Origin of the sequence: Tsukamurella ocularis, from assembly GCF_024807615.1 — a bacterium.
In the GTDB taxonomy this organism is placed as follows: Bacteria; Actinomycetota; Actinomycetes; order Mycobacteriales; family Mycobacteriaceae; genus Tsukamurella; species Tsukamurella ocularis.
In genome coordinates, this window is record NZ_JANUCJ010000002.1 from 328,008 (window position 1) to 341,536 (window position 13,529).

At 70.8% G+C, this 13,529-nt stretch carries 13 protein-coding genes; 4 read left to right on the forward strand and 9 right to left on the reverse strand.

The genetic code is table 11. The features are described from left to right. Positions 1 to 13: 13 nt before the first annotated feature. The 7 genes from HNP44_RS07635 to hisH form a co-directional block, all read right to left on the reverse strand. On the reverse strand, positions 14 to 577 hold the full coding sequence (locus HNP44_RS07635) for a hypothetical protein (protein ID WP_259143337.1): 564 nt from the start codon (positions 575 to 577) through the stop codon (positions 14 to 16). Between the two features lie 76 nt (positions 578 to 653). Then, positions 654 to 1,001: a phosphoribosyl-AMP cyclohydrolase gene (gene hisI, locus HNP44_RS07640; protein WP_259143336.1), complete on the reverse strand. Its 348-nt coding sequence runs from the start codon at positions 999 to 1,001 to the stop codon at positions 654 to 656. Continuing rightward, positions 998 to 1,774 carry an imidazole glycerol phosphate synthase subunit HisF gene (gene hisF / locus HNP44_RS07645; protein ID WP_259143334.1) on the reverse strand — a complete coding sequence of 259 codons (777 nt, stop codon included), beginning with the start codon at positions 1,772 to 1,774 and terminating at the stop codon, positions 998 to 1,000. The genes hisI and hisF overlap by 4 nt, the downstream gene beginning before the upstream one ends. A 24-nt stretch (positions 1,775 to 1,798) precedes the next feature. Further along, positions 1,799 to 2,662, reverse strand: coding sequence for an inositol monophosphatase family protein (locus tag HNP44_RS07650; protein ID WP_259143333.1), 864 nt, complete (start codon positions 2,660 to 2,662; stop codon positions 1,799 to 1,801). Continuing rightward, entirely contained in the window at positions 2,662 to 3,396 is a 735-nt protein-coding gene (priA, locus tag HNP44_RS07655) for a bifunctional 1-(5-phosphoribosyl)-5-((5-phosphoribosylamino)methylideneamino)imidazole-4-carboxamide isomerase/phosphoribosylanthranilate isomerase PriA (RefSeq protein ID WP_259143332.1), read from the reverse strand. Before priA ends, HNP44_RS07650 begins: the two co-directional genes overlap by 1 nt. A 9-nt stretch (positions 3,397 to 3,405) precedes the next feature. Beyond that, positions 3,406 to 3,660: a hypothetical protein gene (locus tag HNP44_RS07660; protein WP_259143331.1), complete on the reverse strand. Its 255-nt coding sequence runs from the start codon at positions 3,658 to 3,660 to the stop codon at positions 3,406 to 3,408. After that, positions 3,657 to 4,286 (reverse strand): imidazole glycerol phosphate synthase subunit HisH, encoded by a 630-nt coding sequence (gene hisH / locus HNP44_RS07665; RefSeq protein ID WP_259143330.1) that lies wholly within the window; start codon positions 4,284 to 4,286, stop codon positions 3,657 to 3,659. Before hisH ends, HNP44_RS07660 begins: the two co-directional genes overlap by 4 nt. Before the next feature lie 57 nt (positions 4,287 to 4,343). Here hisH and HNP44_RS07670 point away from each other — a divergent pair, with 57 nt between their 5' ends. Further along, entirely contained in the window at positions 4,344 to 5,549 is a 1,206-nt protein-coding gene (locus HNP44_RS07670; RefSeq protein ID WP_259143325.1) for an alpha/beta hydrolase-fold protein, read from the forward strand. 2 nt (positions 5,550 to 5,551) lie between these two features. Here the strand turns inward: HNP44_RS07670 and HNP44_RS07675 are convergent, their stop codons facing one another. Then, a complete protein-coding gene (locus HNP44_RS07675) occupies positions 5,552 to 6,493 on the reverse strand; it encodes an NADP-dependent oxidoreductase (RefSeq protein WP_259143320.1) in 942 nt (313 codons plus the stop codon). Between the two features lie 191 nt (positions 6,494 to 6,684). Beyond that, the gene (locus HNP44_RS07680; protein ID WP_224645080.1) at positions 6,685 to 7,449 is read right to left on the reverse strand and encodes an IclR family transcriptional regulator; all 765 of its coding nucleotides are present in this window, start codon (positions 7,447 to 7,449) and stop codon (positions 6,685 to 6,687) included. 456 nt (positions 7,450 to 7,905) lie between these two features. On the opposite strand from HNP44_RS07680, the gene HNP44_RS07685 reads away from it, so the two are divergent. The 3 genes from HNP44_RS07685 (at position 7,906) to xdhB (ending at position 13,529) form a co-directional block, all read left to right on the forward strand. Further along, the gene (locus tag HNP44_RS07685; RefSeq protein WP_259143319.1) at positions 7,906 to 9,414 is read left to right on the forward strand and encodes an NCS2 family permease; all 1,509 of its coding nucleotides are present in this window, start codon (positions 7,906 to 7,908) and stop codon (positions 9,412 to 9,414) included. Positions 9,415 to 9,657: 243 nt separating this feature from the next. Further along, on the forward strand, positions 9,658 to 11,115 hold the full coding sequence (locus HNP44_RS07690) for a xanthine dehydrogenase small subunit (protein WP_259143318.1): 1,458 nt from the start codon (positions 9,658 to 9,660) through the stop codon (positions 11,113 to 11,115). Next, the gene (gene xdhB / locus HNP44_RS07695; protein ID WP_259143315.1) at positions 11,112 to 13,529 is read left to right on the forward strand and encodes a xanthine dehydrogenase molybdopterin binding subunit; all 2,418 of its coding nucleotides are present in this window, start codon (positions 11,112 to 11,114) and stop codon (positions 13,527 to 13,529) included. The genes HNP44_RS07690 and xdhB overlap by 4 nt, the downstream gene beginning before the upstream one ends.

A 13,529-nucleotide genomic window follows, 5' to 3' on the forward strand; every position in this document is an offset into this window, starting at 1 on the left:
ACGAAACCGTGAGTCAGCGGGTGACGACCAGGCGGGACTCGGCGGCTGTCGCCTGCGCCTGGCGGTCGGCCGCCTCGAACGGCACCTGCGAGACGAAGTAGGTCTCCGGGTTGGTGTCGACGACAGTGATCCGCAGCCGCTCTCCGCGGGTGGGAGCGTTCTGGAGCACGATGTTCGCGGTGGCCCGCGCAGCGACGACCCCGGAGACCCTGGTGTCGGTGACCTGCAGGCCCTCGATCCTGGGGTTGTGCCCCTGGTAGCCACCGTCCTTGGCGATCTCACCGGCGAGTGCCTTGGCGAGCGCCCTGACGTCGAGGCCGGCGCGGCCGAAGTCGCCGATACTGATCTGCGACGCCCAAGTTCCCGGCGTCGCGAACGGAGCCCTCGCGATCCCCACCCCACCGGGTGCGGCGGCGGGACTGATGATCCACCCCGGTAGTGCCGACGTCGGGAACGACAGCGCCGCCGCGCTGAGACGCTCGGGCGCGGCGGAAGCGGGTGCCACGACGCCGGCGGCAAGGACGGACACCGCCGCGGAGGTCACGGCGAAACGGCGAAGAAGGGTCGCGGTAGTCATAGACAACATGAATACCGGATTTACCCAAGGGGATCTAGGTAACGCCCATCACCCTCCCGATGGAACCCGGCCGCGATCAGTCCCGGCCGAGCAGCAGGTCGCCGTCGAAGCAGGTGTGCGTGCCCGTGTGGCACGCGGGCCCGGTCTGCCGGACAGTCAGCAGGACGGTATCGCCATCGCAGTCGAGACGCACGTCGAGCACCTCCTGCACGTGCCCCGAGGTCTCGCCCTTCACCCACAGCTCCTGCCGCGAGCGCGAGTAGTACGTGCCCTTACGGGTCGCGAGCGTGCTCGCGAGGGCCTCATCGTTCATCCAGGCCATCATGAGGACGTCGCCGGAGCCCTCCTCCTGGGCGATCGCGGCCACGAGGCCGTCGGCGTTGCGCTTGAGCCTGGCCGCGATGCCCTCGTCGAGTCCCGTCACCGTCGCACCACCAGTCCGTGACCGGCCATCTCTTCCTTGACCTGGCCGATCGTCATGTCCCCGAAGTGGAAAACGCTGGCGGCGAGCACCGCGTCGGCGCCCGCCTCCACAGCGGGCGCGAAGTGTTCGACGACGCCCGCGCCGCCCGAGGCGATGACCGGGATGTGCACCGTCGCGCGGGCCGCGGCGATCATCCGGAGGTCGAAACCGGCCTTGGTGCCGTCGGCGTCCATGGAGTTGAGGAGGATCTCCCCCACGCCCAGTTCCTCACCGCGGCGGGCCCATTCGATGGCGTCGATGCCGGTGCCCTTGCGGCCGCCGTGCGTCGTGACCTCCCAGCCCGACGGTGTCGGCGCGTCGCCGTCGGGGACGGTACGGGCGTCGACGGAGAGCACGATGCACTGGCTGCCGAAGCGGTTGGAGAGCTCGCGCAACAGCTCGGGCCGGACGATCGCGGCGGTGTTCACGGAGACCTTGTCGGCGCCGGCGCGCAGCAGCGTGTCGACGTCCTCGACGGAGCGGACGCCGCCGCCGACGGTGAGCGGGATGAAGACCTGCTCAGCGGTGCGGCGCACCACCTCCAGCATGGTGCCGCGACCCGAGCTCGACGCGGTGACGTCGAGGAAGGTCAGCTCGTCGGCGCCCTGCGCGTCGTACGCCGCGGCCAGCTCGACGGGATCGCCCGCGTCGCGCAGGTTCTGGAAGTTGACGCCCTTGACGACGCGCCCGTCGTCGACGTCCAGGCACGGGATCACGCGCACGGCCACCGTCATCGGCTCGGCCTCCTTCGAAGGTCTCTAGTAGCTCAGGGTTCCGGAGTGTCCGGGTTCGCCGCGGTAGTCCGACGGTGCGCCCACGGACCGGACGATCGACAGCAGCTCGTCGTAGACGCCGGGTGCGCCGGCGAGCACCGAGTCGGAGCCGACGTGCCAGTCCTCGCCCGCGAGGTCGGTGACGCGGCCGCCGGCCGCGATGACCAGCGCCGCACCCGCGGCGTTGTCCCAGGCGTGGTGGCCGAAGACGACAGCACCGCCCAGCGCGCCCGAGGCGGTGTAGGCGAGATCCACGCCCGTCGACCCGAACTGGCGCACGCGGGCGACCCGGCGCGAGACCTCGCCGAGGATGGCGTAGCGGTAGTCGCCGGGGAAGTGCCCGTTGCTGCCGCGGCTGAAGCTTCCGACGGCGATCATGGCGTCGTCAAGGCCGGCACGGCCGAGCGGCGCCAGCGCCTCTCCGCGGTTCCGGACAGGGCCCGCGACGTGGCCGGCGAAGGCGTCGCCGACGAGCGGGAACCAGGCCAGCCCGGCCACGGGCTTCCCGTCGTGCAGTAGGCCGAGGAGCGTCCCCGTGGCCGGGTACCCGGCGGAGTAGTTGAAGGTGCCGTCGATGGGGTCGAGGACCCAGACGGTGCCCTCGTCCACCGCGGGGCCGCCGAACTCCTCGCCGTGCACCGGGATGCCGGTGGCCTCGGCGACGGCCGCGGTGACGCGCCGCTCGAGCTCGAGGTCGAGGTCGGTGGCGAAGTCCGCCGGGCCCTTCGCGACCGACGCGGGCGCGCCGACGCCCTCCACGAAGCGGGGCGCGACGGCGTCGAGCGCCTCGCCCGCGAGGGCGAGGAGCCGGTCGGGATCGGCCGTGAAACCGGCGGGCAGGGCGGCCACTAGCGCGACACCGCGGCGAGCGCCTCGGGAAGGGTGAACCGTCCGGCGTAGAGCGCCTTGCCGATGATCGCGGAGTCCACGCCCTGGTCGACCAGGGTGGCGATCGCCGTCAGGTCCTCGAGCGCCGAGATACCGCCGGAGGCGACGACGGGCGCGTCGGTGGCCGCGGCGACCGCGGCGAGGAGGTCGAGGTTAGGTCCGGTGAGGGTGCCGTCCTTCGAGACGTCGGTGACCACGTAGCGGCTGCAGCCGTCGTTGTTCAGCCGCTCGAGCACCTCCCACAGGTCGCCGCCGTCGGTGACCCAGCCGCGTCCGCGCAGCCGCCACTGGCCCTCGAGCTGTTTGACGTCGAGGCCGACGGCGATCTTGTCGCCGTGGCGGGCGATCGCGCTGGCGCACCACTCCGGGTTCTCGATGGCCGCGGTGCCGAGGTTCACGCGGGCGCAGCCGGTCGCGAGTGCGGCCACGAGGGAATCGTCGTCGCGGATGCCTCCCGACAGCTCGACCTTGACGTCCAGCTCGCCGATCACGCCGGCGAGGAGCTCGCGATTGCTGCCCTTGCCGAAGGCGGCGTCGAGGTCGACGAGGTGGACCCACTCCGCCCCGTCGTTCTGCCAGGCGAGGGCGGCGTCGCGCGGCGAACCGTAGGCCGTCTCGCTGCCGGCCTCCCCCTGCACCAGGCGCACGGCCCGGCCCTCGGCGACGTCGACTGCGGGAAGAAGTACCAGACTCACGCGACCAGCCTAGTGCGTCGTGTCATCCGACTTTCCGGGCTCCCGGTCCTGCTGGTCCTCGACGGCGCGCCCGACGATGCGGTTCGAGACGATCCCCATCGCGGCGACCGCCCCCACCAGCCCGACGGCGACGATGAGCAGCCCGACCGCAGGGCTGGGGCGCAGCACGTTGAGCAGCAGCACGGACAGGCCGAGCACCGCCACAGCCGCACCGAGGGAGAACAGCGCGAGCCGCCCGAGCGAGAGGCCCCGTCGGCCGCTCACAGCGTGTCCACCCAGTTCTTCAGCAGCACCGCGCCCGCATCGCCGCTCTTCTCCGGGTGGAACTGCGTGGCCCAGAGCGGCCCGTTCTCGACGGCGGCGACGAACCGGCCGCCGTGGTCGGCCCAGGTGACCTTCGGGGCGCGGATGTGGTCGGCGATGTCCAGCTCCCACGTCTGGGCGGCGTAGGAGTGCACGAAGTAATAGCGGGTGTCGGCGTCGGTGCCGGCGAACAGCTTCGACCCGGCGGCGGCCTCGACGGTGTTCCACCCCATGTGCGGCACGACCTCCGCCTGCAGCCGTTCGACGGTGCCTGGCCACTCCCCGCAGCCCTCGGTCTCGACGCCGAACTCGATGCCCTTCTCGAAGAGGACCTGCATGCCCACGCAGATGCCCATCACCGGCCGGCCGCCCGCGAGCCGCTCGCCGATGATCCGGTCGCCCTGCACGGCCTTGAGGCCCGCCATACAGGCCTCGTAAGCGCCGACGCCCGGCACGAGCAGGCCGTCGGCGGCGAGGGCGGTCTTCGCATCCGCAGTCACGGTGACCTCGGCCCCGGCGCGCTCCATCGCGCGATGCGCCGACCGGATGTTGCCGGAGCCGTAGTCCAGGATCGCCACCTTCTTCATGCTCCCCAGCCTAATCGGCCCCGCAGTGGCGCTGCATCGCAGTATTACGCTGGCGTCGTGGGGGCATTGAGGGGCAATAGTGAGGGAGCACGGAGCCGCTCCGTTCCCACGCCGGACGAGGTGCGACAGATCGTCGTGCACGGAACGGGAGCGCTGTCGGAGGCGACCGCCGTTGCGCTGCAGTCGCTCGGCAGCCCACTTCTCACCGACGACCCCGACGACCCGACGCGGGTACGGGCGCTGTTCACATGGCGCCCCGTTCCGGGGGACACGGCCGGGGGCGCGTACGTCTGGGTGAACCGACTGACCGACAAAAGCCACGTCGCTCGAGGAATGATGCGGCGCCGGGCCGCGGGCGACCTGTGGTTCGTCGAGCTCGCGGTGCCGCGCGACGTGCTGGCCACCTACCGCATGCTCCCGTTGCGCGCCGCAGGGACCGAGGAGATCCCAGCTCCGCGCGAGCTGATCCGCCGCGCACGCATCGACCCGCACAACGCTGCGGCAGTGGCCGGCTCACCGTTCGGATCGGTTCTCGCCGGGCCGGACGCACCCCGGCTCGACGCCTGGACCGCGCCGGCGGCCGCGATGTCGACGGCGCTCGACCGCAGCATCGAACTGAGCCCTGCGCCCCTGCGGTACCGGCTGTCCGTGCCGTCTGGCGCGCGGACGATGGACCTGCTCATCACGTTCGACGCCGACGCGTGGTTCGACCGGTTCCGCCTGCCCGACGTCCTCGCCGCCTCGGGCCGACGGTGCGCCGTGCTCGGCATCGACTCCCCCGCCGATCCTGCCGCGCGCCTCCGTTTCCTCGGCGCCCACGACGACTTGTTCGCAGCGATCGCGGACGAAGTCCACCCAGTTGTCCACCAGCGGATCGGCGACGCGGGCCGAGTGACGATCGCCGGACAGAGCCTTGGCGGCCTCGCCGCGCTCGCATTCGCGGCCCGGTACCCCGGTCTCGTCGACGAGGTCCTCGCGTACTCCCCCTCCGTCTGGTGGCGCCCCGGCCTCATGAGCCGCCCCGTGGACGTCGCAGCGCGACAGAACTGGATCCATGACCGGATCGCTGCCTGCCCGGCCGGCGCGTTCTCGATCCGATTGGCGTCCGGGGCCTACGAGGAGAAGCTCACTCCCGGAGTGGCCGACCTCGTGACCACCGCCCGCTGCGCGGGCCACGACGTCGAGCACACCGTCTACGCCGGCGGACACGACGAGGCCCAGTGGGCCGCTCGCCTTCTCGCGCACCTGGCCGGGGCGCCGTAGCCCTACGGGATCAGGATGAACTTCCCGATCGGGTGCGCGGCCTTCAGCTCGGTATGGGCTTGTGCAGCATCAGAGAGGGGGAAGGTCTTGGCGACCGCGTTCACCAGCTCTCCCGCACCCGCGAGGTCCAACAGCGGACCGCGGGCCTCGTCGCGAATCCGAGCACTGTCGGGGTCGGGCCCACCGATCGCGAGGAATCCGTCCTGCGCGGCGCGGCCGAATCCCGCGATCGTGACGATGCGCTTCCGATCGGCGACGAGGTCGAGGGACACGTCCGCCGCTTCGTCGGTGCCGACGGTGTCGATAGCCGCAGTCACCCCGTCCGGCGCCAACGCGCGTACGCGCTCCGACAGTCCGTCGCCGTACTCGACGGGGATCGCGCCGAGGCCGCTGAGGTACCCGTGGTTAGCAGGCCGTGCGGTGCCGATCACCGTGGCGCCGCGGAGCCGCGCGAGTTGCACCGCCAGCAGTCCGACTCCGCCGGCTGCGCCATGGATCAGCACGGTGTCGCCGGCAGCGACACCGATGCGCTCGACAGCTTCCCACGCTGTGGCACCCGTGAGCAGCAGCCCGGCGGCATCCTCCCAGCGCAGGCCTGCGGGCTTCGGCAGCACCGCCTGGGCCGACTGGATCGCCGCGGAGGCGTAGACGCCGTCACCCCGGTAGACGACGACCTCGTCGCCGACGGAGATCGCACCCCTCGGTCCGACGGCGTCGGGCCCGACCGCGGTCACCACCCCGGCACCCTCGCTCCCGACGGTCTGCGGCAGCGTCGACGGATCGTCGCCGAACGCTCCGCTGTAGAGCTTGTAGTCGATGGGGTTGACGCCGATCGCCTTGAACTCGACGATCACCTCGCCCGGCCCCGGGGCGGGTAGCTCCCGCTCGATCACTGTCAGGACCTCTGGTCCTCCGAACTCTTTCGCCACAACTACTTTCGCCATGCCGGTGACAACCGCGTGCAGCCACGATCCATTCCGGTTCGGCTCACCGGGAAGAAAAGTCCGATGCCGCCGCATCGCTCTTCGGTGCCGAGCGCCTGTTCGTCGCACGCCAATACGCCGCCGCGCTCCGCGACTTCCACGTGGCCACGACGGCCCGACGTCTCATCGTCATCGCATGGTCGAACTGATCGTCAGATCTCGCGGGCGCCGATCAGGGCGTCGGAGATGATGCCGGTGGCCCGCTGCAGGGCGGGGATCGCGCGGTCGACGAAGTCGGCGCTGAGCCGCGAGACCGGGCCCGAGATGCCGACAGCCATCGGGGTCGGGGCGCCGGGCACCGCCATGGCGTAGCAGCGAACCCCCACCTCCTGCTCCTCGTCGTCGATCGAATAGCCGCGCGCGCGGATCTTTTCCACCTCGGCGAAGACGCCGGACAACGTGCTGACACTGTTGGCGGTCGGTGCGGGGATCCCCGCCTGGCCGACGAGTTTGACGATGCGCGCGTCGTCGAGCTCGGCGAGCACCGCCTTGCCGACGCCACTGTTATGCAGGTTGACGCGGCGACCGGCCTCGTTGTTGGTGCGCATGCTGTGTTGCGAGGGAACCTGCCCGGTGTAGATGACCATGTCGCCGTCGAGGACCGCGAGGCTCGCGGTCTCCTCGAGCTCGTCGACCAGTGCCTGGAGCACGGGCACCGCCACGGCACCGAGCTGGCGGTTCGCGACCTCGCCGAGGCGGATCAGCCGGGGCCCGAGTGCATAGCGCCGATTGGGCAGCTGCCGGACGTAGCCGATGCCCACGAGGGTACGGAGCAAGCGGTGGATCGTAGGCGGAGGGAGAGGCGTGCCCGCCGACAGCTCGCTCAGCGAGCACTCGCCGCCGGCGCGCCCCATGAGCTCGAGCAACTCGAAGGCGCGCTCCACCGACTGCACACCGGAGGTGGACTTCCCCGCCATGATCGCCTCCCTGAACGTCTGATCGTTTGCTGTTCCAATCCCGACGGTACGCTCACAATTCCATCCTGCGTTCCGTATTGCGGTATTGATTTCGATCCACGGCCGACGAGGCAGGTGAACCACGCCTGCCGACCGAAAGTCATCCGCCACGATACGGAACGGCATTCGACGCCTCGGCTCGCGAAGAAGCCCTCTCGATCCACCCGGGTCGTCCGGCAAGCGTTGTCGCCCGGCGGAAGTCGCCGAGAACCGCGCAGAACTTCTCCTTGACAGTCCCCTGACCGCATGCTTCACTCAACGTGATCGGAATCACATTTCCGATGGGCGGAACGCAATCTGCGGAGCCCCACGCGATCGCCACCACGCGTCGCCTTCGATCAGCCCCACTTCGCCACCGCTCCCCGGAGCACCTGAACGCGACGGGCCCACCCGGCGTTTCGGACCGAGAGGACCACCATGACCAGTCAGCAGGAGCAGAACGGGGCCGACGAACACGTCGACCCCCCGACTCCGACCGAACGGATCGACGGCACGGCGCGTGCCGGCGCACCGTTCCTGGACCGCTTCTTCGAGATCACCCGCCGCGGCTCGACGATCCCCCGCGAGATCCGGGGCGGCCTCGTGACCTTCGTGGCGATGGCCTACATCGTCGTGCTGAACCCCCTAATCCTGAGCAGCTCGTCCGACACCCTCGAGGGCAAGCTCGGATTCGTCCAGGTCACGGCCGTGACCGGACTGACGGCGGGCGTCATCACGATCCTCTTCGGCCTGGTCGCGCGCCTGCCGTTCGCACTCGCCGCCGGCCTCGGCATGAACTCCTTCCTCGCGGTCGCGGTCGTCAAGGACGTCACCTGGCCGGAGGCGATGGGCCTGGTAATCATCAACGGCGTGATCATCGTCGTGCTGGGTGCGACCGGCATCCGGACGGCGATCTTCCGCGCGGTCCCGGCCGAGCTCAAGACCGCGATCACGGTGGGCATCGGCCTGTTCATCGCCTTCATCGGGTTCGTGAATTCGGGTTTCGTCACGCGCACCCCGGCCGGCCCGCCGGTCCAGCTCGGCCACGACGGCTCGATCGACGCGATCCCCACCGCCGTCTTCATCTTCGCCCTGCTGCTCATCGCGGTGCTGGTGTCGCGCCGGGTGCCGGGCGCCATTCTGATCGGCATGATCGTCGCGACCCTCGCCGCCATCATCATCCAGCACTTCGCCAAGCTCGGCACCGTCGGCGACCCGGCGCATCCGGACCCGAAGGGCTGGAACCTCAGCGCCCCCGAGCTGCCCAGCCAGATCGTCGCGCTCCCCGACTTCAGCCTGATCGGACAGTTCGACCTGTTCGGGGCGTTCGAGCGGGTCGGCGTGCTGGCGGCCACGATGCTGGTGTTCACGCTGGTCTTCACCAACTTCTTCGACGCGATGGGCTCGATGACCGGCCTCGCCCGCCAGGCCGGCGTCGGGCAGCCCGACGGAACCTTCCCCCGCATCCGCTCCGCCTTCGTCATCGAGGGCATGGGCGCGGTCGCCGGCGGCGCGACGTCCGGCTCGTCGAACACCGTCTTCGTCGACTCGGCGTCGGGCATCGCGGAGGGCGCGCGCACCGGCCTGGCCGCGTGCGTGACCGGCGTCCTGTTCCTGGGATCGATGTTCTTCGCGCCGCTCATCGGCGTGATCCCGATGGAGGTGGGAGCGGCTGCCCTGGTCGTGGTCGGATCGATGATGGTGGCGCAGATCCGGGAGATCGACTTCACCCATTTCTCGGTGGCGCTGCCCGCCTTCCTCACCATCGTCACCATGCCGCTGACCTACTCGATCGCGAACGGCATCGGCGTGGGCTTCATCACCTGGGCGCTCCTGAGCGTCCTCAGCGGTCGCGGACAGAAGGCGCACTGGCTACTGTGGGCGGTCTCGATCGGATTCATCCTCTACTTCGTCCGAGGACCGATCACCGCGTTGATCGGCGGCTGACCTGCAACGACGCAGCGTCGAGCCGGAACGGCCTCCGCATTACACTCCGTGATGCGGAAAGAATATTCCGAAGATCCCTTCCCGATGTGACCCTCGTCACCTATCATGAAAAGCACTGGATCGTGTTCGCATGGAAAACCAGCGGTCCAGCTCAGCCTCGCAAACCATGCCTGTCGGAACCGCATGCCGCGGTTCAGTAGGGATGCAGCGGTGACCGAAACGCTGACCGGATGTCATGTGACCGTGAACGGTCGATCCCGACCGTTCACCGGCCCGGCGCACACGAGTGCCCTCGATTGGCTTCGCGGCCAGGGCTTCACCGGCGCGAAAGAGGGCTGCGCCGAGGGTGAGTGCGGCGCCTGCTCCATCCTCGTCGCCCGCCCCGGTGACTCCGACTCTCCGAGCGACCGCACACGCTGGACCGCGATCAACGCGTGTCTCACGCCGGCGGCTGCCCTCGCCGACCAGGAGGTGATCACCTCCGAGGGGCTCGGCGGACCGGACGACCTGCACCCGGTCCAGACCGCCATGGCGCTCCGCGGCGGATCCCAATGCGGCTACTGCACGCCCGGCTTCATCTGCAGCATGGCCGCCGAGTTCTACCGCCCCGATCGGGCCGCAGCCGATGCACCGGAGGCCGACGACGGCGCGTGCCCCGCCCACGACGAGGAGCACGGCCCCAACGGCTTCGACCTGCACTCCCTCTCCGGAAACCTGTGCCGCTGCACGGGCTACCGGCCCATCCGGGACGCCGCCTACGGCCTACCCGAGGAGCCCGCGGCCGACGATCCGCTCGCGGCCCGGCGCGCTGCACCCGCTCCCGCCGCGGCACCGACCGTGGTCGACGGTCCGCAGGGCCGCTTCGTCCGTCCGGCCGGTCTCGACGAAGTCCTCGACCTGCTCGCCGGCGGGGACTCCCCCGTCCTCGTCGCCGGCTCCACCGATCTCGGCGTCGACGTCAACCTCAAGGGACGTCGCGAGCCGCTCGTCGTCGCCATCGACCGTCTGCCCGAACTCCGCGAGTTGCGCTGGGCGGATGACGAACTCACGATCGGAACGGCGTTGACGCTGTCCGAGATCGAACGCCGCCTCGGCGGGCGCGTCCCGCTGTTGGCCCAGGTCTTCCCGCAGTTCGCGTCCCGGCTCATCCGCAACGCCGCGACGCTGGGCGGCAACCTCGGGACGGGCTCGCCGATCGGCGACACACCGCCCGCACTCCTCGCCCTCGAGGCGCACCTCGTCCTCGCCTCGCGCGACGGCGAGCGCACGGTGCCCCTCGCGGACTACTTCACCGGCTACCGCGCGACGGTGCGCCGCCCCGACGAGCTCATCAAGGCGGTCCGGATCCCCCTGCCGCTGAGCCCGCTCACCGCGTTCCACAAGATCGCCAAGCGCCGCTTCGACGACATCTCCAGCGTCGCGGTCGCCTTCTCGCTGAGCGTGGACGACGGCACGGTCACCCGCGCCGCGATCGGACTCGGCGGCGTCGCGGCGACGCCGCTCCGCGCGACGGCTACCGAGCAGGCGCTCGTCGGGTGCCCGTGGTCCGAGGACACCGTGCGCGCCGCTGCCGAGGTGCTGCGCGCCGAGGGCACCCCGATGGACGACCACCGGGCCTCCGGGCGCTACCGGGTGGCCATGCTGGGGCGCTCGCTCGAGAAGCTCTACGCCGAGACCACAGCCCGAGAGGAGCTGTCATGAGCCACCTGTCCGAGCGCCCCGCGAACCCCGTCGTGGGGCTCGACGTCCCGCACGAGAGCGCGGCCCTGCACGTGAGCGGCGCCGCCCTCTACACGGACGATCTCGTCGGCCGCACGCCCGGCGCACTGCACGCGCACCCCGTGCAGGCCGACTGCGCCCACGCCCGGATCCTCTCGATCGACACCGCTCCCGCGCTGCGGGTACCGGGCGTCGTCCGCGTCCTGACCGCCGCCGACGTCCCCGGCGTGAACGACGCCGGCGTCAAACACGACGAGCCGCTGTTCCCCGAGGACGAGGTCATGTTCTTCGGGCACGCGGTCTGTTGGGTGCTCGGCGAGACCCTGGAGGCCGCCCGGCTGGGCGCCGCTGCGGTGAGACTCGAGCTCGAGCCGCTGCCCTCGCTCATCTCGCTGGGCGACGCCATCGGGGCGGAGAGCTTCCACGGCGCCCGTCCGACGGTGCGCCGCGGCGACCTCGACGCCGGCTTCGCCGACGCGGTGCACGTGTACACCGGCGAGTTCGAGTTCGCGGGCCAGGAGCACTTCTACCTGGAGACGCACGCCTCCCTGGCCCAGGTTGACGAGAGCGGCCAGATCTTCATCCAGTCCAGTACCCAGCATCCGTCGGAGACGCAGGACATCGTGGCGCACGTGCTGGGGCTGCCCAGCAACGCAGTGACCGTTCAGTGCCTGCGGATGGGCGGCGCGTTCGGCGGTAAGGAGATGCAGCCGCACGGCTTCGCGGCCATCGCCGCGCTCGGTGCCATACTCACGGGCCGGCCGGTGCGGCTGCGGCTGGACCGCACCCAGGACATGACCATGTCCGGCAAACGGCACGGCTTCCACGCCACCTGGCGGGTCGGCTTCGACGCCGCCGGCCTCATCACCGCACTCGAATCCACCCTCACGGCAGACGGCGGCTGGAGCCTCGACCTCTCCGAACCGGTGCTGGCCCGCGCGCTGTGCCACATCGACAACGCCTACTGGATCCCCAACATCGCGGTGCACGGACGGATCACGAAGTGCCACAAGACCTCGCAGACCGCGTTCCGCGGCTTCGGCGGGCCGCAGGGCATGCTCGTCATCGAGGACATCCTCGGCACCTGCGCCCCACGCCTCGGCCTGTCCGCGCGGGAGCTGCGGCGCCGCAACTTCTACGGGGACGATCAGACCACGCCGTACGGCCAGCCCGTGCGGCACGCCGACCGCGTCCGGACCGCGTGGGAGCAGGTCGTCACCACCGGCGACGTGGAGGTCCGCGAGGCGGAGATCGCCGCGTTCAACGCGACCCACCCGAACGTCAAGCGCGCCCTCGCCCTGACGCCGGTCAAATTCGGGATCTCCTTCAACCTCACCGCCTTCAACCAGGCGGGTGCCCTCGTCCTGGTGTACAAGGACGGCTCCGTCCTGATCAACCACGGCGGCACCGAGATGGGGCAGGGCCTGCATACCAAGATGCTGCAGGTCGCCGCGACCACGCTCGGCGTCCCCCTGTCGCGCGTCCGCCTGGCACCGACGCGGACGGACAAGGTGCCCAACACCTCCGCCACCGCCGCGAGCTCCGGCGCCGACCTCAACGGCGGCGCGGTGAAGAACGCGTGCGAGCAGATCCGCGACCGCCTCGCCGGCGTGGCAGCGTCGCTCATCGGCACGAACCCCTCCGACGTGCGGTTCAGCGAGGGGACGATCAGCGGGCTCGGCGCCTCCGCGCAGGAGCTCAGCTGGGAGGAGGTCGTGCACGCGGCGTACTTCCAGCGGGTGCAGCTCTCCGCCTCCGGCTACTACCGGACGGAGGGGCTGCACTGGGACGCCAAGGCGATGCAGGGCATGCCCTTCAAATACTTCGCTTACGGCGTGGCGGCGAGCGAGGTGGAGGTGGACGGGTTCACCGGCGCGTACCGCCTGCGCCGCGTGGACATCGTCCACGACGTGGGCGACTCCCTCTCGCCGATGATCGACATCGGCCAGATCGAGGGCGGATTCGTGCAGGGCGCCGGCTGGCTCACGCTGGAGGATCTGCGCTGGGATGAGAGCGATCGCCCCTCCCGCGGCCGCCTGCTCACACAGTCGGCGAGCACGTACAAGCTGCCGAGCTTCTCCGAGATGCCGCCGGACTTCCGGGTCTCGCTGCTGGACAAGGCGCACGAGGACGGCGCCGTCTACGGCTCGAAGGCCGTCGGCGAGCCCCCGCTCATGCTTGCCTTCTCGGTCCGCGAGGCGCTGCGCCAGGCGGCGGCCGCCTTCGGACCGCCCGGGATCACGGTCGAGCTGGCCTCACCCGCGACGCCGGAGGCGGTGTACTGGGCGGTCGAGGCCGCGCGCTCCGCCGGTCCGGAACGGAACGGTCATCGTCGGACCCCCGTCCCGGCGGCCGGAACCGCCTCCGCGGCGCCGGCTCCCGCGCCTCTCGGCTGA

Bases quoted from the DNA above. Each gene is read 5' to 3' on its own strand.
- HNP44_RS07635 (WP_259143337.1), bottom strand. From the start codon at position 577: ATGACTACCGCGACCCTTCTTCGCCGTTTCGCCGTGACCTCCGCGGCG.
- hisF (WP_259143334.1), bottom strand. From the start codon at position 1,774: ATGACGGTGGCCGTGCGCGTGATCCCGTGCCTGGACGTCGACGACGGG.
- hisH (WP_259143330.1), bottom strand. From the start codon at position 4,286: ATGAAGAAGGTGGCGATCCTGGACTACGGCTCCGGCAACATCCGGTCG.
- HNP44_RS07675 (WP_259143320.1), bottom strand. From the start codon at position 6,493: ATGGCGAAAGTAGTTGTGGCGAAAGAGTTCGGAGGACCAGAGGTCCTG.
- HNP44_RS07680 (WP_224645080.1), bottom strand. From the start codon at position 7,449: ATGGCGGGGAAGTCCACCTCCGGTGTGCAGTCGGTGGAGCGCGCCTTC.
- HNP44_RS07685 (WP_259143319.1), top strand. From the start codon at position 7,906: ATGACCAGTCAGCAGGAGCAGAACGGGGCCGACGAACACGTCGACCCC.
- xdhB (WP_259143315.1), top strand. From the start codon at position 11,112: ATGAGCCACCTGTCCGAGCGCCCCGCGAACCCCGTCGTGGGGCTCGAC.